The 25,815-nt window shown below is 44.3% G+C and carries 27 protein-coding genes; 4 read left to right on the top strand and 23 right to left on the bottom strand.

The genetic code is table 11. From position 1 onward, the window contains the following. Positions 1 to 9: 9 nt before the first annotated feature. Positions 10 to 561 carry a 16S rRNA (guanine(966)-N(2))-methyltransferase RsmD gene (rsmD, locus tag HGJ98_RS17470; RefSeq protein WP_291352970.1) on the bottom strand — a complete coding sequence of 184 codons (552 nt, stop codon included), beginning with the start codon at positions 559 to 561 and terminating at the stop codon, positions 10 to 12. Positions 562 to 1,061: 500 nt separating this feature from the next. Here rsmD and gpr point away from each other — a divergent pair, with 500 nt between their 5' ends. Further along, complete coding sequence (gpr, locus tag HGJ98_RS17465) at positions 1,062 to 2,048, top strand: GPR endopeptidase (RefSeq protein WP_291352969.1); 987 nt, start codon at positions 1,062 to 1,064, stop codon at positions 2,046 to 2,048. A gap of 53 nt (positions 2,049 to 2,101) precedes the next feature. Here the strand turns inward: gpr and HGJ98_RS17460 are convergent, their stop codons facing one another. The 7 genes from HGJ98_RS17460 to HGJ98_RS17430 all read right to left on the bottom strand — a co-directional run bounded on the left by HGJ98_RS17460 (position 2,102) and on the right by HGJ98_RS17430 (position 9,459). Then, positions 2,102 to 2,230, bottom strand: coding sequence for a small, acid-soluble spore protein, alpha/beta type (locus HGJ98_RS17460; protein WP_291352968.1), 129 nt, complete (start codon positions 2,228 to 2,230; stop codon positions 2,102 to 2,104). A gap of 268 nt (positions 2,231 to 2,498) precedes the next feature. Further along, on the bottom strand, positions 2,499 to 3,248 hold the full coding sequence (locus HGJ98_RS17455) for an AAA family ATPase (RefSeq protein WP_291352967.1): 750 nt from the start codon (positions 3,246 to 3,248) through the stop codon (positions 2,499 to 2,501). A 66-nt stretch (positions 3,249 to 3,314) separates the two neighbouring features. Then, the gene (recG, locus tag HGJ98_RS17450) at positions 3,315 to 5,741 is read right to left on the bottom strand and encodes an ATP-dependent DNA helicase RecG (protein ID WP_291352966.1); all 2,427 of its coding nucleotides are present in this window, start codon (positions 5,739 to 5,741) and stop codon (positions 3,315 to 3,317) included. After that, positions 5,738 to 6,601, bottom strand: coding sequence for an L-serine ammonia-lyase, iron-sulfur-dependent, subunit alpha (sdaAA, locus tag HGJ98_RS17445; protein ID WP_291352965.1), 864 nt, complete (start codon positions 6,599 to 6,601; stop codon positions 5,738 to 5,740). The genes recG and sdaAA overlap by 4 nt, the downstream gene beginning before the upstream one ends. A gap of 46 nt (positions 6,602 to 6,647) precedes the next feature. Then, positions 6,648 to 7,316 (bottom strand): L-serine ammonia-lyase, iron-sulfur-dependent subunit beta, encoded by a 669-nt coding sequence (sdaAB, locus tag HGJ98_RS17440; RefSeq protein ID WP_291352964.1) that lies wholly within the window; start codon positions 7,314 to 7,316, stop codon positions 6,648 to 6,650. 61 nt (positions 7,317 to 7,377) lie between these two features. Continuing rightward, positions 7,378 to 9,024: a DAK2 domain-containing protein gene (locus HGJ98_RS17435; RefSeq protein WP_291353131.1), complete on the bottom strand. Its 1,647-nt coding sequence runs from the start codon at positions 9,022 to 9,024 to the stop codon at positions 7,378 to 7,380. Between the two features lie 78 nt (positions 9,025 to 9,102). Beyond that, complete coding sequence (locus HGJ98_RS17430) at positions 9,103 to 9,459, bottom strand: Asp23/Gls24 family envelope stress response protein (RefSeq protein ID WP_291352963.1); 357 nt, start codon at positions 9,457 to 9,459, stop codon at positions 9,103 to 9,105. A 60-nt stretch (positions 9,460 to 9,519) separates the two neighbouring features. On the opposite strand from HGJ98_RS17430, the gene HGJ98_RS17425 reads away from it, so the two are divergent. Further along, positions 9,520 to 9,744, top strand: coding sequence for a hypothetical protein (locus tag HGJ98_RS17425; protein ID WP_291352962.1), 225 nt, complete (start codon positions 9,520 to 9,522; stop codon positions 9,742 to 9,744). Beyond that, positions 9,737 to 9,928 carry a 50S ribosomal protein L28 gene (rpmB, locus tag HGJ98_RS17420; protein WP_291352961.1) on the top strand — a complete coding sequence of 64 codons (192 nt, stop codon included), beginning with the start codon at positions 9,737 to 9,739 and terminating at the stop codon, positions 9,926 to 9,928. Before HGJ98_RS17425 ends, rpmB begins: the two co-directional genes overlap by 8 nt. 123 nt (positions 9,929 to 10,051) lie before the next feature. Here the strand turns inward: rpmB and hslO are convergent, their stop codons facing one another. Beyond that, positions 10,052 to 10,927 (bottom strand): Hsp33 family molecular chaperone HslO, encoded by an 876-nt coding sequence (gene hslO, locus HGJ98_RS17415; protein WP_291353130.1) that lies wholly within the window; start codon positions 10,925 to 10,927, stop codon positions 10,052 to 10,054. 255 nt (positions 10,928 to 11,182) lie between these two features. Between hslO and HGJ98_RS17410 the strand changes: the two genes are divergently transcribed. Then, positions 11,183 to 11,890, top strand: coding sequence for a hypothetical protein (locus HGJ98_RS17410; protein ID WP_291352960.1), 708 nt, complete (start codon positions 11,183 to 11,185; stop codon positions 11,888 to 11,890). A 392-nt stretch (positions 11,891 to 12,282) separates the two neighbouring features. Here HGJ98_RS17410 and HGJ98_RS17405 read toward each other — a convergent pair whose 3' ends face one another. The 14 genes from HGJ98_RS17405 to def form a co-directional block, all read right to left on the bottom strand. Continuing rightward, positions 12,283 to 12,933 (bottom strand): thiamine diphosphokinase, encoded by a 651-nt coding sequence (locus HGJ98_RS17405; protein ID WP_291353129.1) that lies wholly within the window; start codon positions 12,931 to 12,933, stop codon positions 12,283 to 12,285. A gap of 14 nt (positions 12,934 to 12,947) precedes the next feature. Continuing rightward, the gene (gene rpe, locus HGJ98_RS17400) at positions 12,948 to 13,607 is read right to left on the bottom strand and encodes a ribulose-phosphate 3-epimerase (protein ID WP_291352959.1); all 660 of its coding nucleotides are present in this window, start codon (positions 13,605 to 13,607) and stop codon (positions 12,948 to 12,950) included. A 1-nt stretch (position 13,608) separates the two neighbouring features. Further along, positions 13,609 to 14,562, bottom strand: coding sequence for a ribosome small subunit-dependent GTPase A (gene rsgA, locus HGJ98_RS17395; RefSeq protein WP_291352958.1), 954 nt, complete (start codon positions 14,560 to 14,562; stop codon positions 13,609 to 13,611). 71 nt (positions 14,563 to 14,633) lie between these two features. Continuing rightward, a complete protein-coding gene (gene pknB / locus HGJ98_RS17390; protein ID WP_291352957.1) occupies positions 14,634 to 16,367 on the bottom strand; it encodes a Stk1 family PASTA domain-containing Ser/Thr kinase in 1,734 nt (577 codons plus the stop codon). Continuing rightward, a complete protein-coding gene (locus HGJ98_RS17385) occupies positions 16,360 to 17,802 on the bottom strand; it encodes a penicillin-binding protein 2 (RefSeq protein WP_291352956.1) in 1,443 nt (480 codons plus the stop codon). Before HGJ98_RS17385 ends, pknB begins: the two co-directional genes overlap by 8 nt. Further along, positions 17,802 to 19,085, bottom strand: coding sequence for an FtsW/RodA/SpoVE family cell cycle protein (locus HGJ98_RS17380; protein ID WP_291352955.1), 1,284 nt, complete (start codon positions 19,083 to 19,085; stop codon positions 17,802 to 17,804). Before HGJ98_RS17380 ends, HGJ98_RS17385 begins: the two co-directional genes overlap by 1 nt. A 4-nt stretch (positions 19,086 to 19,089) precedes the next feature. Next, positions 19,090 to 19,809 carry a Stp1/IreP family PP2C-type Ser/Thr phosphatase gene (locus tag HGJ98_RS17375; protein ID WP_291352954.1) on the bottom strand — a complete coding sequence of 240 codons (720 nt, stop codon included), beginning with the start codon at positions 19,807 to 19,809 and terminating at the stop codon, positions 19,090 to 19,092. Further along, complete coding sequence (locus HGJ98_RS17370; RefSeq protein ID WP_291352953.1) at positions 19,790 to 20,239, bottom strand: FHA domain-containing protein; 450 nt, start codon at positions 20,237 to 20,239, stop codon at positions 19,790 to 19,792. The genes HGJ98_RS17375 and HGJ98_RS17370 overlap by 20 nt, the downstream gene beginning before the upstream one ends. Before the next feature lie 27 nt (positions 20,240 to 20,266). Further along, entirely contained in the window at positions 20,267 to 21,085 is an 819-nt protein-coding gene (locus tag HGJ98_RS17365) for an FhaA domain-containing protein (RefSeq protein ID WP_291352952.1), read from the bottom strand. Beyond that, positions 21,082 to 22,155 carry a 23S rRNA (adenine(2503)-C(2))-methyltransferase RlmN gene (gene rlmN / locus HGJ98_RS17360; RefSeq protein ID WP_291353128.1) on the bottom strand — a complete coding sequence of 358 codons (1,074 nt, stop codon included), beginning with the start codon at positions 22,153 to 22,155 and terminating at the stop codon, positions 21,082 to 21,084. The genes HGJ98_RS17365 and rlmN overlap by 4 nt, the downstream gene beginning before the upstream one ends. A gap of 54 nt (positions 22,156 to 22,209) precedes the next feature. After that, positions 22,210 to 23,571: a 16S rRNA (cytosine(967)-C(5))-methyltransferase RsmB gene (gene rsmB / locus HGJ98_RS17355; protein ID WP_291352951.1), complete on the bottom strand. Its 1,362-nt coding sequence runs from the start codon at positions 23,569 to 23,571 to the stop codon at positions 22,210 to 22,212. Then, positions 23,564 to 24,253, bottom strand: coding sequence for a zinc metallopeptidase (locus tag HGJ98_RS17350; protein ID WP_291352950.1), 690 nt, complete (start codon positions 24,251 to 24,253; stop codon positions 23,564 to 23,566). Before HGJ98_RS17350 ends, rsmB begins: the two co-directional genes overlap by 8 nt. 30 nt (positions 24,254 to 24,283) lie before the next feature. Further along, complete coding sequence (fmt, locus tag HGJ98_RS17345; protein WP_291352949.1) at positions 24,284 to 25,249, bottom strand: methionyl-tRNA formyltransferase; 966 nt, start codon at positions 25,247 to 25,249, stop codon at positions 24,284 to 24,286. A 49-nt stretch (positions 25,250 to 25,298) separates the two neighbouring features. Beyond that, positions 25,299 to 25,751, bottom strand: coding sequence for a peptide deformylase (gene def, locus HGJ98_RS17340; protein ID WP_291352948.1), 453 nt, complete (start codon positions 25,749 to 25,751; stop codon positions 25,299 to 25,301). Positions 25,752 to 25,815 lie beyond the last annotated feature (64 nt).

The raw sequence follows: 25,815 nt of genomic DNA, 5'->3' as shown, positions 1-25,815 counted from the left end.
CTCCCTTTGTCATACATCCATTCTCTGTAGATACCATACTTTTGTGTCTCCATAGTCTCCTGTTTTACGAATCTCAAACGGATAAATATCACCCATTAATTCTTCATCTTTAGCCGTCTCAGCAACAATTACGCCTTCAGTCGTTAAATAAGTAGATTCCTTTAAGGCTGCAAGAACCTTTGGAATAAGCTCCTGTCGATAAGGTGGATCTAAAAAAATAAGGTTGAAAACTTCATCTGGGTATCTATGAATAAACTTGAAAGCATCCATTAATAGAAGTTTCGATTTTTGGCTCACCCCAAGTTGTTCAAGATTCTTCTGAATAACTTGATAAGCATCGTAGTTCTTTTCTACTAACACCGCTTCGCGAGAGCCTCGAGAAAGAGCCTCTATTGCTAAATTTCCCGTTCCAGCAAACAGATCTAAAACCCGAGAATCTACGACCTTGTCCCCCAAAACATTAAAAATTGCACCCTTTACTTTATCCGAAGTGGGACGAGTATGTATTCCTTCAACCGCCTTAAGTTGTCGACCACGCATTTCTCCTGCAATAATCCTCATAAACCCTCCAAGTCTCATTATAGCAGAGCATTTTACCTTTTAACATCTGTTCTACTAACTCTAAAAACCTGCTTTCCCCTTTGCATTTGGTTATCAGATTCCTAAGCCTGAAAGACCATGAATTTACATATTCCTTTAATTTATAGTATACCACAGGAAATGCCTAAATTCCTCGTATTTCATTGTATATCGTTTCGGTTTTTGTCATATACTAGGCGTGGCAATGATGAACATCTGAAAATCATCGAATGCCCTTCCCCCATCTAGCTCTTCCTTCGTTTTTCCTCTATCACTGGGAGCTTTTATTATAATAGCCCCAGTGACTTTTTTACACATTAGACCCCCATGCCACCTCACGGAACCACTGATAAATGAAAAATCCAGTGCGCTTTTGACATTGCTATGAAAGTAACTCAAACGTTGTGTCATCCTGAAGGAGGACATTAACCTGTACTTATTTTTCATGGTAGAAATATAAAGGGATTAAAGGAGTAACCGTCATGAAGAAATCAGAACTCTATCAGCACCTTAACGTGCAACTTGATTTAGCAGTTGAAGCACATCAGCTACTCCGTGGGGAAAGCGGGGAAGAAATTCCTGGCGTCCTAATGGATGAACAAGAACTCGAACATGCTAAGGTCACCATAATCACAGTCAAAACCGACGAAGGGGTCGAAGCAATCGGGAAACCGAAAGGACAATACATCACCATCGATGCTCCAGAAATCCGTACAAATAATTATGTCGTTCATGAGTCCATCACCCACATCCTAGCAGACCGATTAATTGACCTTATGAATCTTAAAGAGGATGCTAGCATTTTAATTGTTGGGTTAGGTAACTGGAACGCTACACCGGATGCTTTAGGCCCTCAGGTTATTGATAAAACCATGGTAACCCGTCACTTATACCAACTCTCTCCTGATGAGTTAAAAGGGCAATTGCGTAAAATCAGCGCTATTGCACCTGGTGTGTTAGGGCTTACTGGAATAGAAACTGCCGAGATCATCCGAGGGCTCGTAGAACATGTTAAGCCCGATTTAGTGATTGCCATCGATGCTCTAGCGGCTGGCTCCCTAGAGCGTATTGGTACCAGCATTCAACTTGCGGACACTGGCATTCACCCTGGTTCTGGGGTTGGTAATCGGAGGGCTGGGATTACTGAAGAAACCATGGGTTGTAAAGTGATTGCCATCGGACTCCCAACCGTCGTTAATGCAGGGGTTATTGCTCACGATGCCGTGGAAGGAGTATTCAAACAGTTTGTAACAAGTCCTAAACTATATCAGCTTTATAAAGGTATCAAACCGGAAGTATTTAGCCAGATCATCGACGATGTGCTTTCCCCCTTCCAAGGAAATCTTATGGTTACTCCTAAGGAAATTGATTCACTCATTAAAACTGTTGCCAAAATCATCGCTGGCGCCTTGGCTATCAGCCTGCATCCAGGAATCGACCGCGAAGACTACGAGAGATACCTACAATAAGGGTAAGCACTTAAAAAAAGGATCAGGCGTTTAACCTGATCTTTTTTTCTTGGTTATTGTTGTGGTGAATTAGGAAAACGTTTGTGTTTTCGATTTGCAATTCCAATCTCTTGCGCAACTTCATACTTAAATTTTTCTAATTCGGGTGTCATTTGAACCATTGGTTTTGTTGACTTAGCCAAAGCATACCCCTCCTTAGATTTTATGAACGACAGCAGACCTGCGTCGCTGCTGTCATAGTTTTTAACCTTTCTGCAATCTGATACTATTATTTGAGTATTTGATTAAGATATACTCGGCAATTCCTTCCACTAGTTTAGATACCCTAATTAGAACATTTTCGATCTTACACGGCTCTTTATTTCTATCAAAATTTACTATTAAAATATCATTGGAGGTAAGGGGCAAATTGGTAGGTGGTAAGGGGTGTAAGACCATAAACATTCAAGCTTAGTCCAACAAAATATCTAACATTTTCTGTGTATTATTTAGAAAAGCCCGCATGATTTGATAATGTTCTGTTCCCTCATAAGTTATACGTTCAAGGCCTTCTTGAATCTCATAGATTTGCGCATGGGGGTAAGCCATTATGATTGGGGAATGAGTGGCAATAATAAACTGCGAACCTTGCTGGACTAATTCATGCATTCTCGTAATCATAGACATTTGCCGTGAAGGAGATAGTGCTGCTTCAGGTTCATCTAGAATATAGAGTCCGTTGCCTCTAAATTTGTTCTGAAAAACTGCGAAGAAGGACTCTCCATGTGATTGTTCATGAAGAGATTTCCCCCCATAAGAGTCGATGAGAGGCGGCCCAAAGGACTGTTCTGAATCCAATTCATCAATATTCGACGCTAAATTATAGAAGCTTTCTGCTCGTAGAAAAAACCCATCTTCTGGTCGTTTCAATCCTTTAATCAGTCTAATATGTTTATTGAGTTCTGAATGAGTCGCTCTGGACGAAAAGTTAAAATTCTTTGTTCCCCCTTCTGCATTAAAGCCATAGGCAACTGCAATCGACTCTAAGATCGTTGACTTTCCTGAACCATTTTCTCCCACAATAAATGTTACTTGGGGATGAAATGCTAGACTATCTAAATTTTTTATGGCCGCCAAATTAAAAGGATACTCTGAGAATGAGGGAATCTCTGCTCTATTTAATTTGATAGATCTAATGTACTGGTCCGACTTTTTTGACAAATCTCAAAGCCCCCCTCTCAGTAAACGAAACTCCTATGCACAACTTGTTGCATGCTTCCTTTCATACTAGTGTACACCAATCTTCTCAGGTGGAAATCTCTTCTGCACTTCCTTAAAAAGCACTTCGAACCTCTCTGGGTTTTGCAGTGCCTTTTGAGCCATCTGGTATGCCTTTTCCACAAGCTGCCCGTCTCGCGAAAGATCTGCAAGCCGTAATTCAGCTAAGCCATGCTGCCTAGTTCCCAATAATTCACCTGTTCCGCGCAAGCGCATATCCTCTTCCGCTATTTGAAAGCCATCCTCGGTTTCGCATAGAATGTCTAGACGCCGACTCCCTTTGTTTCCAGCCATTAAAAAGCAGTAAGACTGTTCACTCCCACGACCAACTCGTCCTCTTAGCTGATGTAATTGAGCAAGGCCAAACCTCTCTGCTGATTCAATCACCATGACAGAGGCATTGGGAACATTCACCCCAACCTCGACCACCGTCGTGGCAACGAGAATATCTATCTCTCCCGAATTGAAGATGTTCATAATATCTTCTTTTTCAGACCCTTTCATTTTTCCATGCAAAAGAGTAACGCGATAATTCGGAAATCTCTCCTGTAGGTCTGCAGCTCGCTGGGTCGCAGAAATAAGATCCAAGGTTTCAGATTCCTCCACCAAAGGACAAACAACATAGATTTGCCTTCCTAGATTAATTTGCTCGTCTAGGAATTTCTCCATTTTTGGACGACTACGTTCTGTTAATTTACGAGTAATTATTGATTTTCGCCCTTTAGGCATCTCATCAAGTACAGAAAGTTGCAAATCCCCATAGAGGGTCAGGGCCAAGGTACGTGGTATAGGGGTTGCTGTAAGGACTAATACGTGAGGATTCTCTCCCTTGCCTTGAAGTAATGAACGCTGCCGTACACCAAAGCGATGTTGTTCATCCGTTACTGCAAGACCTAAAGCTTTAAATACCACCGTTTCCTGAATCAAGGCGTGAGTTCCGACGACTACATCTGCTCGACCATCGGCAATCATCCCTAAAGTTCTTTCTCGTAAGGCTTTACCTTGGCTGCCAAGTAAACAAACTACGCAAATTCCCAGAGGGGTGAACACTTTCTCAAGGGATTGAAAATGCTGTACTGCTAAAATTTCAGTTGGAGCCATCATGGCCCCTTGGTAGCCTGAGCCCACCGCTCGCAACAGGGCTGCCATGGCAACAGCGGTCTTACCTGATCCCACATCCCCTTGGACCAAGCGTGCCATTCCTTGTGGTCGAGCCATATCCTGAAATATTTCTCCAATCACTCGTTTCTGCGCCCCTGTCAGTTGAAAAGGTAAGCCTTCAAAAAAACTTTGAATTAACCCCTCCCCCTCCTTTAGAGGAGGGCTTTCAAGTCGCACCATGCCCTGGCGCAATCGAGCAACTGCTAATTGCAAAAAAAGAACTTCTTCCCAAACCAGTCGATCCCTCGCCAGGGAGAGATTATTATAGTCCTTTGGAAAATGGATTTCTCGATGAGCTGCCGGACGCCCCATCCAATCTCGGCATTCTTCTTGAGGTAAGATCTCAGGAAACTCCTCTTCCACCTGATTTATAATACCTTGGATTAAGTTGCGAATTACTTTTGAGGATAGGCGTGCTGTTTCTGAATAGATGGGTAAAATTGTTTGTGAATTTGTGTCAGCGCTATTTACTCCAGACTTTTCTATATCCGTCGCTATAATCTCCGGTGTCTGTTGCTGCCAGCGAACCTTTCCCGTAACAACAACTCGTGTTCCTACGGGATATTGCTTAAGAATAAACGTTTGGTTAAACCAAGTTGCCTGAATGAGGCGCCCCCCTTGCTCGATACTAAGCTTAACCACTTTCATTTTTCCACTGGTCACATGTCCTGCTGCTACTTTGCCTTCTATCGTCGCCAGCTCACCGTCTCTCAACTCCGCTATCCTGCGCTTGCGGCGATCTTCGTATCGACGTGGATAATATTGCAATAAGTCTTGAATGGTATGTAAGCCAAGCTGTTCAAGCTGCTTAGCTCTTTCTGGGCCGACTCCTTTAAGGAATTGTAAGGGCCTGATTCCCATGGAAGCATTTTTATTATCCCCACGATTATGCCTCTTAGGGATAGGAAGGTTCTCGACCACACCTGAATTTCTTTCTGGTAGTTCTTGGGTCTCAGGCCTTTTCTGAATGTCTTGCCGGGATACATTCTGACTAAAGATGTCTTCGGCTTCGCTCGTTATCTCCAACATAAAACGGCGAATTTCTGCAAAGGCTTCTCTCCGACGAAGCGGGCTAAAGGTCGGATAGCTCTGAGCCAATTTTCTCAACAGATCCAGATCCTTATCCGGGAAGAGCTGCTCTAATCGAGGGAGAATTCCTCGTAAAAAGGTATTGAATCCGCCTAGCACTCCAGCATTTGTAAAGCCCTGTTTTTCTTCTGCTAGAAGCGCCCTCTGAAAATTGCTTAAGACTAATCGAACTTGTGTAAGTTTCATAGAAAATCAGCCTGAATCCGTCTTCCTGTTGTGCTAACAGCTAGACCACCTTGCGCAGTTTCTTTCAAAGCGCAGGGCATTTGTTTCCCTATCTGACCCATTGTATCAATAACCTCATCGATGGGAATCGCACTTTTCACCCCGGAAAGTGCCATTTCAGCCGCTGCCAAAGCAATGGTTGCTCCCGTTGCATTTCGTTTAACACAAGGAACCTCTACAAGCCCCCCTACGGGATCACAGACTAACCCGAGCATTGACTTCATGGCAATTGCGGCAGCATCAGCCGTCTGGCTCGGCGATCCTCCAGCTAATTCCACCGCCGCTGCAGCGGCCATGGCTGCTGCGGACCCAATTTCCGCCTGACATCCACCCTCAGCCCCGGAAACACTGGCCCGTTCCGCAAGAATCATCCCTAATCCCGCCGCCGTAAAAAGTGCAAGCAAGAGGTCCCGCTCTGATACCTGACGTGCTTCCTCGACCGTCAAGAGAACCGCCGGAAGTACTCCACAGGAACCGGCAGTCGGTGCAGCCACAATCTTACCCATACAAGCATTGATCTCAGCCACGGCAAGCGCCTTAGCAATAGCACCACTCATTATCTCTCCGACCAAGCTAGCGCCCATGTTCCGACGATTCTCGACTTTGGCTGCATCTCCACCCACTAAACCGGATAGGGAACGGCGTTTCCCGACTAATCCAGCTTCTACTGACTCTCTCATCACCTTTAAGTTTGCACTCATTCGTTGGAAGAGGGCTTGTTCCGTTTGTTCTAGTTCTTCCATTTGATCTTGAAGTATGACTTCACTAAGTTTTTGCCCTTTAGTTTCGGCCTCAATAACCCAATCTTGATAGGCACGCATGTAATTATCCTCCTATGTAGAAAACTTAGCTAACGTTAAGCTAGTATCATAACGGCTCTATTGCCATTGCTTGCTCAATTCTCGGTAGTGTTCTCATTAAAGCGAGAACAGCCTGGTCAATGGTTTGGTCTGTCTCTAACACCATTAAGGCTTTGGCCCCCTTTTTTTCACGAGAAACCCTCATACTTGCAATATTTATATGTGCAGTTGCCAGGAGAAGAGTCACTTGGGCAACCAATCCCGGGAGATCCTGGTGCAAGATGACAAGTGTGGGATAGTCACCCCGGATTTCTACTTCAAAATCATTGATCTTATGAATGACGATAGTACCTCCACCGATGGAGGAACCTACTACCTCAACATGTCCACCTGATTGTCCGACTAGATCAAACTTTACCGTGTTGGGGTGCACACCACCGAGATCGACGCTTTCATAATTGACACTCAGACCACGTTCCTTAGCGATTTTAGGAGCCTCTGGAATGCGTTCATCATCAGGAAGCATCCCTAGCAGTCCAGCCAGCAATGCTAGATCTGTCCCATGCCCCTTGCCCGTCTTTGCAAAGGAACCATGGAGAAAAATCGTTCCCTCAACTGGTTTTTCTCCTAATATCTTTCTAGCCATTCCACCCAACCGAACGGCACCCGCCGTATGTGAACTTGACGGACCTACCATGATTGGGCCTAGAAGATCGAATACATTACTCTTTGCCAACAATGTTCCCTCCTACGACAGTTAAAAAAAGAAAACCTCCGGAATAATTCCGGAGGTTAACCTATTCCACACCAAAGATATAATAGTAGAGCGGTTGCCTACCGGGATGAACCTCAACTTCGATGTTTGGGTTCTCTTCACGAAGCCAATCCTGGAGACGTTCAACCTCTTCTAGTTTTGTCTCTTCTCCGTAAAATATTGTAACCAAATCACGAGTTTTCCATTCCATTTTATCCAAGGTTGATTGGGCTACTTCATTTAGTGATTTTCCTGTCGTTACGATGACATCTTCTATCAGACCTAATAGATCTCCATCCGAAATGGTTAAATCTCCAAACTGAGAATCCCTGACCGCATAAGTAACTTCCCCTGAACGAACACCGCTTAGTCCCGTTTCCATATTTTTTATATTCGTCTCAATTTCTCCATCACTATTAAAGCTTAGTAAAGCAGAAATTCCTTGTGGAATTGATTTGCTAGGGATCACATGTACCTGGCGATCCTGGACAACATCCTTAACTTGACGAGCAGCCATGACAATATTCCCGTTGTTCGGCAAAATAAAAACTTGTCTTGCGGGAACTTTTCGGACAGCTTCAGCAAGATCTTCAGTACTGGGGTTCATAGTTTGACCACCAAATACTACTTCATCAGCCCCCAGACTTAGAAAGACATCCGCAATACCCTGTCCCATTGCTACAGCTACTACACCAAATTCTTTTAGTGGTTGACTAGGATTGTCAGTTTCAGTGTCTGCTTCTAAAGCATCCGCGATTTCTTTTTCTTTCAAAGCATGGGCCATGCTTTCGTTCTGTTCTAACATATTATGGATTTGCACTTCGTGAAGTGAACCCCACTGTATCGCGTAATCCAAAATTTTACCTGGGTTTTTAACATGGACATGTATCTTCACTACTTCGGGGGTCCCTACGACAAGCAGACAATCTCCACGGTCCAACAGATCCTGTTTCATCTGTTCAACACGCAAATCCGTTCCCTTAACTAAAAATTCCGTGCAATAAGGATAGTCAAGGTTTTCCACTTGCATAAAGTCTTTAGTTTCTGCAGACACAGGTATATGCTGATCTGGAGAACTCTCCACTTCACCGTTAGTCTCTGTTATGAAGGTTTCTCCTGTTAGGACTGCGATCCATCCACTTAAAATAACCAGGAACCCTTGTCCGCCAGCATCCACTACCCCTGCTTGTTTCAACACCGGCAACAAATCCGGCGTTTTAGCTAGACTCTTTAAACCCTTTTGTTGAGCTTCTTGAAGGGTTTCTACTAGAGATCCCCCGCTTTTGGCCATGGCTAAGGCCCCTCGAGCAGTTTCCTTCGAAACGGTTAGGATTGTACCCTCCACAGGCTTCATAACTGCTTTATAGGCAGTATCTACTCCCGATTGTAAAGCTTGCGCGACTTGAAGGGGATTTGCTGTATTCAACCCTTCCAACCCCTTGGCAATTCCTCGCAAGAGTTGAGAAAGAATAACCCCTGAATTACCTCGAGCTCCCATTAAGGATCCCATAGAAGCTGCTGCTGCAACTTCTCCGATGGATTGACTCGTTACTTTTTCCGCATCCCTCGCTGCAGACTGAATCGTCAAAAACATATTCGTTCCCGTATCTCCGTCTGGTACAGGAAAAACATTTAGAGCATCAACTTCGTGTTTTTTTAATTCCAGTGCCTTTGCACCTGAAACCATCATTTGTTTCCATAGTGGTCCGTCTAGAACACTTATCTTCGTAGCTGCTGGTCTCAAAACCGTATCCCCCTAATCTTTTGCCTACTCTAAAACGCGAACACCTTTTACGTTCACATTCACTTGGGACACGTTTAATCCCGTGAGCTTCTCAGTGGTATAACGAACGCGCTCCATAACACTAGCGGCAACTTCAGAAATCTTAACACCATATCCAACAATGATATACAGATCTATTACAACTTCATTGTCCTTAATGGTGACCACCACACCACGGGCTAAATTTTCCCGTCCCAGCAAATCGGCAACTCCATCCGTAATTTTGCGTGAGGCCATACCAACTAAACCGTAACACTCAACTGCTGTAGCACCTGCAATCGTGGAAATGACTTCTTCAGAGATTTCAATTTTACCTAAATGATTAATAATTTCTTTTCCCATAAAGGACCCTCCCCTTCCGGTATCGTCCACGTTGAACTTATTCTACCAAGGAAATGAAAAATGTTCAAAGAAAAAGTTCAATATTTTCAAGAAAGTATTCAAAACTATTATCCCACCATCAAATATATCCCAAACAAAGAAGATTTGACCTATGTTTCAGCTCAATTAAAAGCAGGATTCAAAGGCATCAACAAATATTCCCTGGAAACCTTGCCAACCAGTAAGACTTTTGATAGAATGAATAAGTGTCATTTCGGCTGCAAAGGAGGTTTAGCGCATGGCTAATGTTTGTGCAGTATGCGCCAAAGGAGTAGTTACTGGATTTCAAGTCAGCCACTCTCATATACGGACAAAGCGAACTTGGAAACCAAACTTGCAAAATGTTCGTGCGATTGTGAACGGCACCCCTGCCCGGATCAAAGTTTGCACCCGATGCTTACGTTCCGGTAAAGTTCAACGCGCAATCTAATGAATCAAAAGCCCGACATTTTGTTCGGGCTTTTTTCATTTATCCATGTAACTCTTCCGGATTCAAATGCTTACTGCGCTTAGGTGAGCGGAGAGGCTCCACACCCCTCTCGAACCCTAAGCCTTACGCTCGCTCCCAAATCTCCTGAAGCTCTTCCTCATCAAACTGATAGTGTTGACTGCAAAAATGGCAAACCATCTCGGCATTCCCGTCCGAGATCAGGTCTGCTATTTCTTTTTTACCTATAGAGACCAAGGTTCCGCTTAGACGTTCTTTGGAACACATACACTTGAATCCAGCTGAACGTCGCTCTAAGACATGATAAGGGAGATGTCCCATCAAACGACTCAATAGCTCCTCCATAGATTCACTCTGCGCAACCAATTCACTAATTCCTGTCTGTAACTGCCCAAGCAGGTTTTCAATAGCTTGAATATCCTCTTCAGGCGCGCCAGGCAAAGGCTGAATCAAAAGCCCACCTGCTCCAGCCACATGATAATCTTTTTCGACCAATACCCCAAGCAGCATAGCAGAAGGAATTTGGTCAGAGGATAATAAATAATGCACCAGGTCCTCTGCAATCTCCCCGCTGACCATCGGAACCATTCCTGTATAAACTTGACCATTTTTCAGACTTCTACTGACACTCAATTCTCCTTGCCCGACGGCTGCACCCACATCAAGTTTACCAGACGCCTTAAGGGGTAAATTCACCAAAGGTTCCCGAACATAACCCCGTACTTCACCTTGTGCGTTTCCAACTGCAACAACCCCTCCTAAAGGGCCATCACCTAATAAACGCAAAGTAACATTCTCTTCCCCTTTAAGCGAACTAGCTAAAATAAGGGCTCCAGTCATCAACCTCCCCAATGCCGCAGTGGCAACCGGAGACATCCCATGACGCCTGCGTGCTTCCTCTACTGTATCTGTTGTCTTCACTAAAACCCAACGAGCATTACCCTCGAGCATAGTACCAATCCATAGTTCATCATGTTGCATAATCGTCAATCCTTTGTTTAACTTATTTGCCCAATATTTAGAAACGATTATAGTGTTAAGCTCCGTATTTATCACCGTTATAGCCTTCCCTTAGAACTAAATCATTACACACCATTCCATCAAACGTCATCTAAGTTGGAGCGAACCAATTCAACCGTTCCTATAACGACAATTTCTGTCACAAATACTCTTGTTTGTAATTAAGGTGTTTGATACGGTTTTCAATAACCCAACCTTACAGAAGGAGGAACCGTAATGACCAAAAAATTACTGCTTATAGGAGTAATCGGACTTCTTATTCTAGGATGTATTAGTACTTCGAGTCAATATTCATATGTTAGCTATAAAAAAACCACTGCAGAGTATATCAATCTAGCAAAGGAGTTCATGCAGAACAATCCTGAACCGTTAAACTCTGTAGAGAATAAGCCGGTTAATTATGAAGATATCGTTGCTAATATTGATTTATTACCGATTTCTATCGGGGAAATTGAATTTAGAAAAGGTCTTAGTCGTATAGCCGGGTTTAAAGAAGTGGATGATAAAACCGTTTTTAATACGTTAGTTGAAGAAAAAATAATTATTAGCTATGCGATAAAGAATAATGTTTTTCCAGCCAAACGTGAGCTTAATAACTTTATGGAATCCGAACGATCTATCCAAGAAAGCAATGAAGAGGCAACAAAAATAATTAATTTTGTATGCTCAGAAATGAATATAAGTGTAGAGGATTACTGGACTAAATATGAACCTTACAATGCCTTTCGCTTAGTCACATTCAAAAAGGCCTATGACCACGCTATTAAGACAGGAAAGGAAAATGGAGAAGTAAACGCCAGCGGCGAGTATCAAGAATACTGGAATAAACTTAAAAAAGAAATCAAAGAAAACACTTCGTCAAAAGTAAATAAAGAATACCGTGATAGGGGTTTTGTTCTCGATAAGTCTAAGTTATACCTCTAGGTGAAAACCAAAAAACTATTTACATCACTCAAAGTCCATACCATAACTCATTAATAAAAAACGTCAAAAACCCTGTCTCCCGTCTCCCGCCGAAACAGTGAACCTGTCCCCCTGTTTTGTCATCGCGAAACAGTAAACCTGTCCCCCTGTTTCGTCCTCTCCCGTCGACCCCAGCCCAGAGGGCGTGATTTTGCGGAGCGAACCCTTTAGGCAGAGTCGCGTTAATCGCGATTAGATTTCGAAGCGCCAGCGTGGCACGGGTTCACATGCAGAACAACCCAGAGGTTTGCCAACGCTCGCTTCGGAATCAAGCGCGATAGCGACGGCGCCATGGGTGAGTGGAGCAACATCACGCCCTCGTGCTCGACCTCCTCACATCCTCGCTGCTATCATCACACCCTCGCGCCCATAGGTAGAACCACCATCACCCACCCCTCATGAACCTCAACCACCGCTTTCTCCCCCAAAAAAACATTACTTATCCCACGCGGACGATTCTGAAGAAGAACCCCCTTTTGTAGCGGGTAATACAAGCCCTCTGTTGAAACAACTGACTTCTCAGATAAGGAGATCAACGAAAGTTCCTGCCCAGGTGACCCCCATATCTCTTCCCGTCCTTGAATAATCCACATTTCATGATCAGGGTCGATAACGCGAATCCGATACCCTTTTTGGGCATAATCGAGCATAAGCGCTACATTACCCAAGAAATGATCGATCCGTTTCCCAGTCGCCCCATACAGCCAAATATCTCCTTCGCCATGCACATGTGCCTTTTCCTCAGCTCGTAAAAGGGCCAATTCCAGATCCGTTTCATCCTTTTCACAAGGATATCGTTCAAATAAACAGCCACTCTTTTCACATCGACTCAAGGTTTCTGGTGAAATTGAATCCAAATCCCCGATCACAAGATCAGGCATACGCGAAGACAGGGCAGCATTGTTTGCTCCCCCATCCGCGCATATCAAGAAATCAACCTCTTTCAGTGCCTGATTTCCCCATTCTAAATCCCACACACCATTTGCTAAAACAGCGATCTTGATGTCAATCACCGACCTTACTGTTGGTTTGCAGCTTGGCGAATATGCTTAACGGCTTGCTGTGGATCAGGTTGAGCAAAAACGGCTGCTCCTGCCACTAAAATATGAGCTCCTGCTTTGGCGACCAATGGAGCTGTTTCAATATTAATCCCTCCATCCACTTCAATTAGACAAGAGGATTGAGTTTGTGCCAGATGATGACTAAGAACCTGAATCTTGGGAAGAACGTTTGGTATGAATTTTTGTCCCCCGAATCCAGGGTTTACTGTCATTAAAAGTATCATATCTAAGTCTTCCAAAACATACTTTAACCCGTCAAGGGGAGTCGCCGGATTAAGTGCTATTCCTGCGGTCATCCCACGTTCCTTGATCTGTTGAATGACACGATGAACATGAGGCGTCGTCTCTAAATGAAAGGTGATATGATCCGCACCTGCCGCAGCAAAATCCGCAATAAAGTTCTCCGGCTCTTCGACCATAAGATGCACATCAAAACGCATACGGGAATGTTCCCGTATGGCCTTAACCAAGGCTGGTCCAAAGGTCAGGTTTGGGACAAAGTGCCCGTCCATGATGTCAATATGTAAGACTTCTGCACCAGCCTCCTCAACTAGTTTCACTTGTTCTGCTAGGTGAGAAAAATCTGCGGATAAAATAGAAGGGGCCATTTGAATCACATTAATACTTCCTCTCTGCTTCAATTACTTCTTTTAAAAATATTAGATAGTGCTCGTAGCGCACGGATGAAATTTCTCCGTTTTCCAGAGCAGCCTTTATTGCACAATTCGGTTCTTTATCATGGAGACAACTGTTAAAACGACACTCGCTACGACGTTGGGCAAATTCCGGGAAACAGTCCGTCAATTCTGCACGCTTCATTTCCGGTAAGTAAAGAGAGGAAAAACCAGGTGTATCTGCTACAAGTCCTCCGGCACAGACCATTAATTCTACATGACGTGTGGTGTGCCGGCCACGCTTCGACTTAAGGCTGATTCGTCCTGTTTTTAGCCTCTTACCAGGAGATAAGGCATTGAATAAACTAGACTTTCCAGCTCCTGAAGGTCCAGCGAGTACACTAATTTTATTCTTTAGATGAGCAGCGATTTCATCGATTCCTTGGCCTGTTTCGCTGGAGACTTCAAACACATTATATCCTATTTTGCGGTAAACATCTGTGATAGCATAATTTGAGCTATCAGATAAAGCTTCCTCCCGATACTTATCTAACTTAGTAAAAACTAGGATAGGTTCAACATCCGCCTCCGTCACCTGGACTAACAAGCGATCCAAGAGATTAAGATCAGGCTTTGGGGAGGTCATGGCAAAAACTAAAATCGCTTGATCCACATTAGCAATGGCCGGTCGAGTTAAGGCATTCCGCCGCGGCCCGACTGATTCAATCGTTGCCTTATCCAATCGAGGGATTTCCGCTTCAACAAGGGATGATGCCCCCCCGATCTCTGCTTCACTCTTATCTTCCACCTCTTCAGGCAAAATGTTCACCCGATCTCCTGGCAAAAACTCTTGATCTTTAACACGAAAGCGACCGCGCAGGGAACATTCCCATACTCGGCCTTCCGCATAGACATAATAAAAACCACCATATCCTTTGAGTAAAACTCCATTGATCATTTACTATTCCTCACTAATCATCGTGTTTTGTGATGATTACCAGCATTCGGTACCCATGACCTTAACTCTGCCTATCGCATACTTGCCAAAAGTTGAGCAATCGTTACTCGGCTATTACTTGCTTGGTCTCTCATCCCTTGGGCAAAAGGTCCTGGACCCCGCGAAACAACCATCGTTACTTCTGAACCCTGCTGAATGCTTTCTCCCGGGTTAGGAATTGTGCTTATAACCACATCTTCTGGGGAAGTTGTGGAAACTTCGGTCTCAATCTTCAGAACCAACATATTCTGATCAACAAGGATCGTTTTCGCTTCCGTAGATGACTTGCCTATCACATTTGGCATATTAATCGTTTGGAATTGTGGTCCAGCGCTTAGAGTTAAGTGTATATCTCCATTTTTCGGCCAAGTAGCTAGGGGTGCTGGATTCTGATGAAGAACAGCATCCTTAGCCGCAGTAGGATTAGGAATTGTATCAAAGGTTACCTTACCTGTAAACCCGGCATTTTGAATAAGGAATAAGGCATTTTCCTTAGACATCTGTCCAACGGTTACATCTGGAAATTGCCCTAAATCAGAGCCTTTGCTAACTGTAATTTTAATTGATCTACCGGCTTTTACTGATGTATCTGCTTTAGGCTCTTGCTCAATAATCCGATCCTTCTCAACATCATCATTAAATTCGTAAGCGATCTCTGGATCCAGATTCAGTTGCGCCTGTTTTATATAATCCTCTGCAACTGGCACTGTTTTACCCACTAAATTAGGAACCGTTGTCGGTTCTACTGATAGATAGTTCCAAACCCCCCCGCCCAATAAAGCAAAAAGAAGTAGGAGGCCCCCAACAATTAATAGCCATTGCCTCTTATTGACAGTCTTAGTGGGGATAGAATCTTTTACGTCAATGGGAGCCAGAGCCTTCCCCATTCCTTTGTGAGTCTGAGTCTTTTCCGGGTCATCCCCTTGAAAAACATCAAACCGCCCAATAGGTCGACCCGCTTGGATATGATTCAGATCCTCAAGCAGATCTTTTGCTGTCAAGTATCGCTGTTCAGGCGACTTTGAGATCGCCCGCATAATGACCCCTTCTAATTCCTGACCTATACGAGGGTTGAGCTTACTCGGCGGAACAGGCTCTTGTTGTAGATGCTTTAACGCAATAGCAATGGGAGTTTCCCCATCATAAGGGACTTTACCTGTGAGCAATTCGTATAGAACGATCCCTAACGAATAAATGTCCGATTGCTCATTACTCTGAATCCCCTTGGCCTGTTCGGGAGATAAATAATGAACAGAACCTACAATATCTCCTGTATGGGTCACCGTTGCCGAAGATACGGCCCTGGCAATACCGAAGTCTGTTACTTTAGCGTGTCCATCTGCTGTTACTAATATGTTGTGAGGTTTTATGTCTCGATGAATGATATGATGCTCATGAGCATTTTGAATAGCCCCGGTGATTTGTCGGGCAAGATTAATTGATTGTTCTGTGGAAAGCGGGGCATACTCTCGAATGATTTCTTTAAGGTTACGGCCCTCCACGTATTCCATGACAATGTATTCTGTATCTCCATCCTTACCGACATCATAGATCGAAACAATATTAGGATGAGACAAACTTGCAGCGGACTGAGCTTCTCTTCTAAAACGGCGTATAAAGTCTTCATCAGTGACAAACTGCTCCCGGAGTACCTTAATGGTCACAACGCGGTTCAGTAAAAGGTCTTTGGCCTTATAAACAATCGCCATACCCCCAGCACCAATTCGCTCTAAAACCTCGTATCGTTCCCCGAAAATTTTACTCACTTTTGTCACCTACTTTCTTGTTCAGTGCTTCTTGAATAATCTGCCGTGCGATGGGAGCTGCCGCTCCTCCTCCGGTTCCTCCATTTTCTACGATAACCGCCACCGCGATCTTTGGCTTTTCTGCAGGTGCAAAGGCAATATACCAGGCATGGGTCAGAACATTTCCTCCAGGCTCAGCTGAACCCGTCTTGCCTGCAACTTGAACGCCTGGCAAAGCCCCCGGCGCAGCTGTCCCATCCGTTACTGCCGTAACCATGCCGCTGGCAATCTTATCTGCCTCTTCTTTCGTAAGTGCCGTTAACCATGGCTGGGGTTTCTGTTGAAATAAGGTATTCTGAGAAGGGTCAAGAACTCTTTCTATAATATGGGGTTTCATTATAACACCATGATTTGCAATTCCAGCTGTCATTAACGCCATATGAAACGGCGTAACCAGAACCTCCCCTTGCCCAAAGGTACTGGCAGCGAGTAAGTTCGTATTTAGGGATGTTGGATTCATGGTCTCCTGGGTTATTGAACTCCTTGGTACATTCAATTCAAAAGGAATCTTCTGCCCAAAACCAAACCCCTTGGCAACTGAAAGGAAGGTTTCGTCCCCTGCCTGAACTCCAAAGGTCGCAAAGTAAGTGTTACAGGATTCGGCCAAAGCCATATTATAATTAACCCAACCATGTGCCTTATCATTTTGCTCCCGAATAACTTGTCCATTAATAATCGTGGATCCTTGACACTGATATAAATCCGTGGTGTTCATACCACTTCGCAATAAAGCTGCCGAAGAGACTACTTTCATGGTCGATCCTGGAGGAAAGAGGGAAAAATAACGGTGTTCAAGGGGCCTTTGTTTTTCAGCAAGGGGCCTCTTTTCTTCCTTGCTTATAATTTCATGCCAATTTTGATCCAGGTTTTTGGGGGTAAAACTAGGTTGGCTTACCATGGCCAGCACTTCCCCTGTTTGAGGATCTAAAGCTACCACAGTTCCCATTTTTCCTTTCAGTGCGTGATAGGCAATACTTTGGAGACGGGAGTCCAAGGTGAGCACCACGTCATCTCCTTGGCGTGGTAAGGCAAAGAGCTGCTGAACTGCTTGGGCAGGCGTAGATTTCTTGATTCCTAGCAGCCAATCTGCCAAGCTTCCTTCAAGACCTGAAGCACCGAGTTTTACGGAAGAATAACCGAGCAGCGGTTCAAACATCTCCCCTTTGGGATAGATTCGAGTTTTCTTTCCTTCTGAAACCCGAGTTTGGGCTATTATTTCGCCGTTACGATCAAAAATTCCTCCCCGAGTTACTCGGCTTTCCATAAGAATCAACCGCCTATTAGCGGGATTTGCCAGCAATGTATCTGCCTGAACAACCTGCCAATAGACTAAACCTAGACTAAGAATAAAAAAACTAAAGGCCATGCCCAATGCTACCTTACGTACCCCTCGCATTATGTTGCATACTCCCTTCCCCTATTCTTAGTGCTGTGGGAACTGACTGCCGTAGCGTTGGAAATATTCAGTAAAACCCCCAGTAGGATAAAATGAACGATAAGGGAACTTCCACCATAACTCACCCACGGAAGAGGAATTCCTGTCAAGGGAAGCAGCTTTGTAACCCCGGCAAGAATGATCAACGTTTCCGTACCGAGAAGGATTCCAATCCCCGCTGCCAAGATTTGCCCAAAGCGATCTTTAGCCCTCAAACTGACTGAAAAAGCCCTCATTACAACAATCAAGAAAAGCACAAGGACCGCCATAGCACCCGCAAACCCCAGTTCTTCTGCAATGACTGAAAAGATAAAATCACTGATAGCTACTGGTACCGTTGATGCCCCAATACCATTACCTAATCCCGTACCTAAAATTTTCCCGCCGCCTATGGCAAACAAGGATTGGGCAATTTGATACCCCATCCCCGTAGGATCTTGCCACGGGTTCAACCATACTGATACTCGTACACGAACATGGCTAAAAAGCATATACCCAGCAGTACCTGTCAGTAGAAAAATCGGTATTGATATCCCTAAATATAGAGTTCGTTCAGTTACAACATAAAGCATAAGTACAAAAAGCATATAGAAAACCAAGGCGGTTCCCAAGCTTTTCTGGGCAGCTAAAATTCCCAGCACGAAAGCCACCATGATCATAAACGGTCTCAAGGTTCGCCAGTCAGGCAATGAGAATCTTCCCCACTGTACTGTTCCGACCCGCAATAATTCTTCATTTTCTTCTAAATAGGAAGCCATGAAGAGGAGTAAAGCAAGTTTAACAAACTCTTCTGGCTGAAGCCCAATTCCCCCGATTTTAAAAGAGCTGGTTGCTCCGCCTTGTTCAGAGCCAAACAGAAGAGTTATCAACAACAACCCCACCGCTAAAAGTCCCCAAATATATCGAAATCTGCCAAAGTATCGATAATCTCTAATTGACCATAAAACTACATAGAAAACTAATAGTCCAAGATTAGCCCACCAAAATTGGTGCAAAGCGACGGCAGGATTAATTCTCGTTACAAATACAAGCCCTAGAGCCATAATGGCCTGGACTACGGGCAGTATATAGGGATCCCCTTGATAATGGAGAAGTTTCTCCAGAAAGCTCCCTAAAAGAACAATGATCGTAAAAATTAGGGCTTGCCAAAGGATTGGACTCATATCACGGTCCAATTTCAGCAGGCTAAGTCCTATCCACATCATTCCTAAAATTAGAATACGCAAGGTTAAACGTTGAATCATTGGCTTACTCCAATATACAGCACAAGGCTGTGAAATTATCCGGGGCACCCCGTTCTAGGGTAAGCTGTCGTAATTTCTCCAACCGTTCTTCCCACGGGTTAGGTTCGAGGAATTCTTCTGTAAGTTCCTGATCGCTTATCATATTGGAGAAACCGTCTGTGCACAAAAGAAAAACATCCTTTGACTGCAAACTAATGCTCCTGCAATCCACGTCAATCGTTGGATCTGCTCCAACTGCCCGCATCAAAACATTTCGCTGAGGGTGTCTCTTGGCTTCATCAAGGGTTATTTGCCCTAACCTCACAAGTTCCCCGACCAGTGAATGGTCCATTGTTAAGGGAGTTAAGATTTGATTACGCCATAGATAGGCTCGGCTGTCTCCAACATGAGCAATTACGACTTTCTCATTCCGGATTAACAAAACCGTCAATGTTGTTCCCATACCCGCATTTTCCGGGTCCGTTGTGGAGGATTCATGCACCACTCGGTTTGCTTGAACAAAGGCCTCGGTTAACCCATTTTCCAAGGCTTGGTCTTCAAGCCCCGCTAGACGAGGAACCCACATTTCTAATTCATGCAAAGCCGCAGAAGACGCTACCTCTCCTGCTCGGTGTCCTCCCATCCCATCGGCTACAGCATAAAGCCCTTCCGATGACAACACTAAAAAGGAATCCTCATTGTTTTTGCGAATACACCCTTTTTCACTAAAGCTTAGAACTCTCATTTTGCCACCTCGAGTATTGGAAGGTAATGCTTCCAATTTTCACATAATCCCCAGCTACCATTTGTACCGGAGAATGGATTTGCTCTCCATTAACCCAAGTTCCATTCGTACTTCCCAAGTCTTCTAAAATAGTTTGTCCTTTTTGCAACCGAAAAACTGCATGATCAATGGATGCAAAATGATCTGGCAAAACAATATCATTATGCTTGCCACGACCCACCCTCAGCCCTTTTCCATCGACTCTAAAGATTCGTCCACGGGAGAGTGTTTCTCCTCCTGTGAGAACCTCTAAACGTCCGTATTCGTTTGTTGAACGTTGGAAAACTCCCTTTAGTTGAAGATCGGCTAAAAGAGCTGTGAAAATCCGAAAAATAAAAAGATAGATAAGGGCGACAAAAGCGAGCCGTCCTACGACTAACAAAAATTGCATAAAATCCTCCAGTCGAAAGTAGAGGTGTCACTTCAAAGGGGATCTTTGTATGACCAGTACACTTTGTCCGATGGATATTCGATCTCCTGGAGCAGTTGTATGATGAGTAATCCTTTGTCCGTTAACAAAGGTTCCATTCGTGCTGCCTAAATCATCAAGCCACCAACCCTTCTCCCCCCCCGGTGCAATTTTTAAATGTCTTCGAGAGATCTCAGGATCATGTAATACCAGGTCACATTGTCCGTGGCGGCCAATGATAACCTCCTCATCCTTCAGAGAAAAGGACTGACCAATATCCGGTCCTTCTATAATTTCGAGAAAGTAATCTGATTTCCTGCCAACAATACTCTCAGCAGGCAAGTTTGTCTTGACACTTTCTCTAAAGATAGTCGTGCTTTCCCGCCAATTCGATTGATTTGGCGGGAGATGTTCGTATTCCAGTTCGTTATTTGATTCTTCATCTCCCCAGTCTACGACAATAGAGTCATCAAAATCGACTTCAATAACCATTTGCCGAGGATTTACAGTTTCATCCCCATGCAATTCTATGGCCGGTTTGGTTAAAAAAGTATACCCGTTCCGTTCTGCTTCAGCAAATAGATATTTGGATAGCTCAATTAGAAATGCATCTCCAAAACTTGCTATTGGCCCCCAATCACTAGGATGGAGAAAAACCCGATAAATATTTGGCACATAGACTTGAGAGATGCTGACCTGCTTATTCCTAAGCATCGACTTCACAAGTTCTTTTGCTATTTCAACGGGTTGAAGACGAGCGGCGCTTTTCTTAAATGCTTCAGTAAAAAGAAATTCAGCCACCCCTTCGAATCGGGTCAATAGGCTCATGTTAACTCTCCTTCCCACTGTCGGCGAAGTTGACCGCAAGCTGCGTTAATATCAGTTCCCCGTTCCTCACGTGAAGAAACAGAGATTCCAGCCTCATCTAACACCTGAGCAAACCTTTTTATCGTTACCGGATCGGGTCGCTCCATTCCAGTTCCGACCACAGGATTAACTGGAATCAAATTGACATGTCCAAGCTGGCCTTTTAGTAATCGCACAAAGTCTTCGGCGTCCTCTCGTCTGGCATTCACTGCAGTCAAGGCAACCTCAAAGGTGATACGGCGATGGGTTATTTGTGTATACTCCTGGCAAGCCCTCATCAGCTCCTTCAGTGGGTAACGACGATTCATAGGGATTAAACTATTTCTAACGTCATCCCTAGCTGCATGAAGAGATACCGCTAGGCCTACTTGGGGATTATCCCTTGCCAATTGAACAATTTTAGGCACGACTCCAGAGGTCGAAATAGTCATCCTGCGCATACCTATGTTTAACCCCTGCTCATGATTTAAGAGTTGAATCGATTTAAGAACCTGATCGTAATTGAGCAAGGGTTCCCCCATACCCATAAAAACGATGTTCGTAACTTGAAATTCCGGATCCTCCTGCCGGATATAATAGGTAATATCTAATACTTGACCTACGATTTCAGCGATACTTAAGTTTCGACGAAATCCTTCTAAACCTGTCGCACAAAAGGCGCACCCTACTGCACATCCAACTTGAGTTGACACACATACAGTATGCCGATCCCGCGTTTTTGTCCGGGCATAATCCATAAGTACACACTCAATGGTTTGCCCATCTTCCAAACGAAACAAGTATTTTCGCGTACCATCCTTGGAACGTTGCCCACGTACCTTTTCAAGGGCATAAAGATGCAAGTGGGTATTTAAGGTTTGTCGGTCACTCTTCCCGATAGTTTTCATATCTTCCCAAGAACGCACTGCCTTTTGCTGCACCCATTGGAACAATTGGACCGCCCGAAACCTTTTTAACCCTATCTTCTGACAGATCTCAATCAGCTCATCTTCTGAACAACCTCGCAACTCAACTTTTTCCATAATAACTATTATTCACCCAATTCATTCCAGTTAAACTACCTAATAAAGAAAACTTGGCTGGTGCTACTTTTGACTATTACAGCGGAATTTTGCTAAAAAGAATCCATCCATATTATGACGATGGGGTAAAAGCTGTAACATCCCTTTTCGCGCTTGTTGAATATCTCTCTTCTCTACCAGAGCAAAAGGCAAGGCATCCACCAGGTCTACAGGTTCAAATTCTGGATGTGCAGAGCGAAACCTCTTAACTAGTTCAAAGTTCTCGTCTGCTTCAGTCGTACAAGTCGAGTAGATCAAATACCCTCCGTCCTTAACGCAGGATGAAGCCCGTTCGAGGATATCCAGCTGTAGTTTCGGAAATTCCCGGAGATCTTGTTCTTCTCTCTGCCAACGCAGATCCGCTCTGCGTCGAAGAACACCCAGGCCTGAACATGGCGCATCAACTAACACTCGATCTTGTGACCCTAGCCTTATTCCGGGCAAATCTCGGGCATCCCCTAATTGAGGTTGAATTATTGTGATACCAAGTCTCTTAGTCAACTGATCGATGAGTTCAAGTTTATGGGCATGAACATCAAAGGCTAGGATTTCTCCTTCATTCTGCATCATCTGTGCTAAATGTGTAGATTTTCCTCCTGGTGCACTACAAGCATCTAGCACAGATTGCCCTGGTTTTGGATCAACCACATGTGCTACTAGTTGTGAGCTTTCATCCTGAACTGTAAAGAGCCCCTCCTGAAAACTTTCAAGTTTTTCTAAGGATCCAAAATCTTTAATTATCATGCTTTCTGGCACTCGTGTTCCTAATTCTACGGTGATTCCTTCATTTAGCAGTCGTTCTCTTAAATCTTCCCGGGAAATTTTCAGGATGTTGGTGCGAATCCAAGTATGTGCCGGCTCATTATTAGCTCGGCAAAGGGCTTCCGTTTCCTCAAAACCCCACCGTTTAAGCCAACGCTGAATCAGCCATTCGGGGTGTGAGTAGCGTACGGAAAGATAACGAATCGATTCACGTTTTAAATCCGGCCATGAAATATCCCATCCCTTTGCCATAACCTTACGTAAGACGACATTCACCAAACCTGTGAATTTGGGGAAATCTTTAGCAAGTTCTACACTTTCATTGACCGCAACCGCCGGGGGAACTTTATCCACATAAAGCACCTGAAAAGCGCCAATCCGTAGAATAGCTCGAACCTCATGGGGAAGGGAGGACATGGGTTTGCTCAAATATTTTCTCAAGGCGTAATCTAAGGTCAAGCGATGTTTAAGGGTTCCATTGACCAACAAGGTAACAAATTGGCGATCTCTAGAATCTGTCAGCCTTTGAATATTTCTTTGTAAGAGAAGATTAGCGTAGGCACCTTCTACTTCGACACGTGTCAGCATGTGGACTGCCATTCCTCGAGCTGTCTCTTTAATCATCGCTTCTACCCCGAGCAATCAACATAAACCGTACTAATTGTAGAATCGCAGCCAACGCAGCAGCGACATAGGTTAAAGCCGCTGCATTTAAGACTGAACGTGCACCACGAACCTCATCACTTCCTATCATTCGTCCCTCTTGAAGCAGAGATAAAGCTCTGCTGCTGGCGTTAAACTCAACAGGCAGAGTAATTACTTGAAATAGTACAGCAAAAGCAAAGGCGAAGATTCCCAGTTCGAGAAGCCAACCATAGGTCGGCATGAAAAGGCCCACCATGATTAGTATTGGACCTGCCCCACTGCCAATGTTAGCAACAGGTACAAAAGAGGACCTAAGCTGCATGGGGAAATAGCCGGAAGCATGCTGTAAAGCGTGTCCTGTTTCATGAGCCGCTACGGCTATAGAAGAAAGTGAACTGCCCTGGTATACATCTTCACTAAGCCTAATAATCCTGGTTCGAGGATCGTAATGGTCGGAAAGTCGTCCTCCAATGGGTTCTACCCGAACATCATAAAGACCGTTACTATTTAAGATACCCCTCGCAACCTGAGCTCCTGTAAGCCCTGATTGCGAGCGAATTTTAGAGTAACGTTTGTAAGACGAGGAAATTTTATATTGTGCGTATAAGGAGAGTAATATCGCAGGAATTAAAAGTATCATTGTTTGATCCCAATAAAACACAAGCAAGCCTCCTTTCAAAATACAAACTGCTCAATCGAATTTTTCTCCGATCTGACCATGACGGCCATTAAAGAAGTCCCGAGCTGGCATAGCGCGTTTCCCTGCCGGTTGGACCTCTAAAACACGGAGGACTCCCTCTCCAGTCTGAACAAGTAAACCATCCTCAAGCACCTGAATAATCTCACCCGGTTGACCTGACATAGCCTTAGAAGGGTCCATTCCCGATGCTGTCGCTTTATCTGACTGCAATAAAAATGTACTCCGCCATATTTTGAGATTTTCTCCTCGAAAAACTGCATAGGCACCAGGCCAAGGATTCAACCCCCGAACCTGGTTATGCAATTCTGACGCCCTGCGTGACCAATCTAAACGTTCATGTTCACGCTTCAGGAGGGGCGCATAATTCGATTCACCCCTTTGAGGGATTGGATCTAATCTTCCCATCTCCAACTCCTGTAAGGTTTCTATTAGGAGGTCTGCTCCCAAAACCGCTAACTGATCATGAATCTCGCCCGTTGTTGCTTGATTAGTAATGACAAGTTCTCGTTTTAACAGCATATCCCCTGTATCAAGACCCTCATCCATCAGCATTGTGGTCACACCAGTAAGGGTTTCCCCCTTAATAATTGCCCAATGAATGGGTGCCGCTCCACGATAGGTGGGAAGCAAAGAAGCATGCACATTGATACATCCTTTAATTGGCAACTGCAATATATCCCTTGAGAGAATCTGTCCATAAGCAACGACAACAATACTCTCCGGGGCTAAGTCCTTAAGCTTCTGAATCCATTCTGCTGTTTTAATAGTTTCTGGTTGAAAAATAGGCAGTCCTAATTCCTCGGCCACAACTTTTACAGGACTTGGTTTTAGATTTTTTCCTCTTCCGGCCGGCCGATCAGGTTGTGTAAACACTCCTACAACATCTTGACCTGCATTCACCAGGGCCTGCAATGTGGGTACCGCAAAATCAGGGGTGCCCATAAAAACAATCCGCATCCTAATCCCCCCTACTCGTGGTTCGATGTTCGAAATTCGTGGTTCGAAATTAGGCTCGATAGGTTTTCTTAGCAACATCTACAAAGAGAACCCCTTCAAGATGATCTATTTCATGCTGCAGGGCGCGAGCTAACAAACGGTCGGCACGTATATCTACCATCTCTCCTTGCCGGTTTAACCCTTGAACGCGAACCTTCGCTGCCCTCACTACATCTCCTGTCATGTTCGGAATACTAAGGCACCCTTCCTCCGCGCTGTTCGCCCCCTCTTTCTCCAAGATGACCGGATTAATAAGCTCCAATAACACGTCGTCCACCTCAACGATGATGACTCGTTTGGAGACCCCTATTTGCGGAGCTGCCAGTCCCACTCCCTGGGCATCATGCAAGGTATCAATCATATTGTCCAGAAGTTTTATAATGGAAGAATTAACCTCTTTAACCTCTTTTGCTTTTTCGCGAAGCACATCTGCGCCTATTTCTACAATTTGATAAACTGCCATTTTTCAATTTACTCCTTTCGATTAAAACCTTATCTAAAGTTTAATAAATTCCTGTCTCTATATT

Source organism: Desulfosporosinus sp. (assembly GCF_014237355.1).
Classification (GTDB): domain Bacteria; phylum Bacillota; class Desulfitobacteriia; order Desulfitobacteriales; family Desulfitobacteriaceae; genus Desulfosporosinus.
Note: the sequence above shows the minus strand (reverse complement) of the source record. Positions and strands in the feature narration are given on the sequence as shown.

What these genes read in the sequence shown, in the direction of transcription:
- HGJ98_RS17410 (WP_291352960.1), top strand. Translation starts at nt 11,183, where the DNA reads ATGACCAAAAAATTACTGCTTATAGGAGTAATCGGACTTCTTATTCTA.
- hslO (WP_291353130.1), bottom strand. Translation starts at nt 10,927, where the DNA reads ATGCAACATGATGAACTATGGATTGGTACTATGCTCGAGGGTAATGCT.
- HGJ98_RS17425 (WP_291352962.1), top strand. Translation starts at nt 9,520, where the DNA reads ATGTTCAAAGAAAAAGTTCAATATTTTCAAGAAAGTATTCAAAACTAT.
- rpmB (WP_291352961.1), top strand. Translation starts at nt 9,737, where the DNA reads ATGGCTAATGTTTGTGCAGTATGCGCCAAAGGAGTAGTTACTGGATTT.
- gpr (WP_291352969.1), top strand. Translation starts at nt 1,062, where the DNA reads ATGAAGAAATCAGAACTCTATCAGCACCTTAACGTGCAACTTGATTTA.
- def (WP_291352948.1), bottom strand. Translation starts at nt 25,751, where the DNA reads ATGGCAGTTTATCAAATTGTAGAAATAGGCGCAGATGTGCTTCGCGAA.
- sdaAA (WP_291352965.1), bottom strand. Translation starts at nt 6,601, where the DNA reads ATGCGTGCCTATCAAGATTGGGTTATTGAGGCCGAAACTAAAGGGCAA.
- HGJ98_RS17430 (WP_291352963.1), bottom strand. Translation starts at nt 9,459, where the DNA reads ATGGGAAAAGAAATTATTAATCATTTAGGTAAAATTGAAATCTCTGAA.
- fmt (WP_291352949.1), bottom strand. Translation starts at nt 25,249, where the DNA reads ATGCGGATTGTTTTTATGGGCACCCCTGATTTTGCGGTACCCACATTG.
- HGJ98_RS17385 (WP_291352956.1), bottom strand. Translation starts at nt 17,802, where the DNA reads ATGCGAGGGGTACGTAAGGTAGCATTGGGCATGGCCTTTAGTTTTTTT.
- HGJ98_RS17380 (WP_291352955.1), bottom strand. Translation starts at nt 19,085, where the DNA reads ATGATTCAACGTTTAACCTTGCGTATTCTAATTTTAGGAATGATGTGG.
- HGJ98_RS17370 (WP_291352953.1), bottom strand. Translation starts at nt 20,239, where the DNA reads ATGCAATTTTTGTTAGTCGTAGGACGGCTCGCTTTTGTCGCCCTTATC.
- HGJ98_RS17375 (WP_291352954.1), bottom strand. Translation starts at nt 19,809, where the DNA reads ATGAGAGTTCTAAGCTTTAGTGAAAAAGGGTGTATTCGCAAAAACAAT.
- rsmB (WP_291352951.1), bottom strand. Translation starts at nt 23,571, where the DNA reads ATGATTAAAGAGACAGCTCGAGGAATGGCAGTCCACATGCTGACACGT.
- recG (WP_291352966.1), bottom strand. Translation starts at nt 5,741, where the DNA reads ATGAAACTTACACAAGTTCGATTAGTCTTAAGCAATTTTCAGAGGGCG.
- rsgA (WP_291352958.1), bottom strand. Translation starts at nt 14,562, where the DNA reads ATGATCAATGGAGTTTTACTCAAAGGATATGGTGGTTTTTATTATGTC.
- rsmD (WP_291352970.1), bottom strand. Translation starts at nt 561, where the DNA reads ATGAGGATTATTGCAGGAGAAATGCGTGGTCGACAACTTAAGGCGGTT.
- HGJ98_RS17435 (WP_291353131.1), bottom strand. Translation starts at nt 9,024, where the DNA reads ATGATGGTTTCAGGTGCAAAGGCACTGGAATTAAAAAAACACGAAGTT.
- HGJ98_RS17365 (WP_291352952.1), bottom strand. Translation starts at nt 21,085, where the DNA reads ATGAGCCTATTGACCCGATTCGAAGGGGTGGCTGAATTTCTTTTTACT.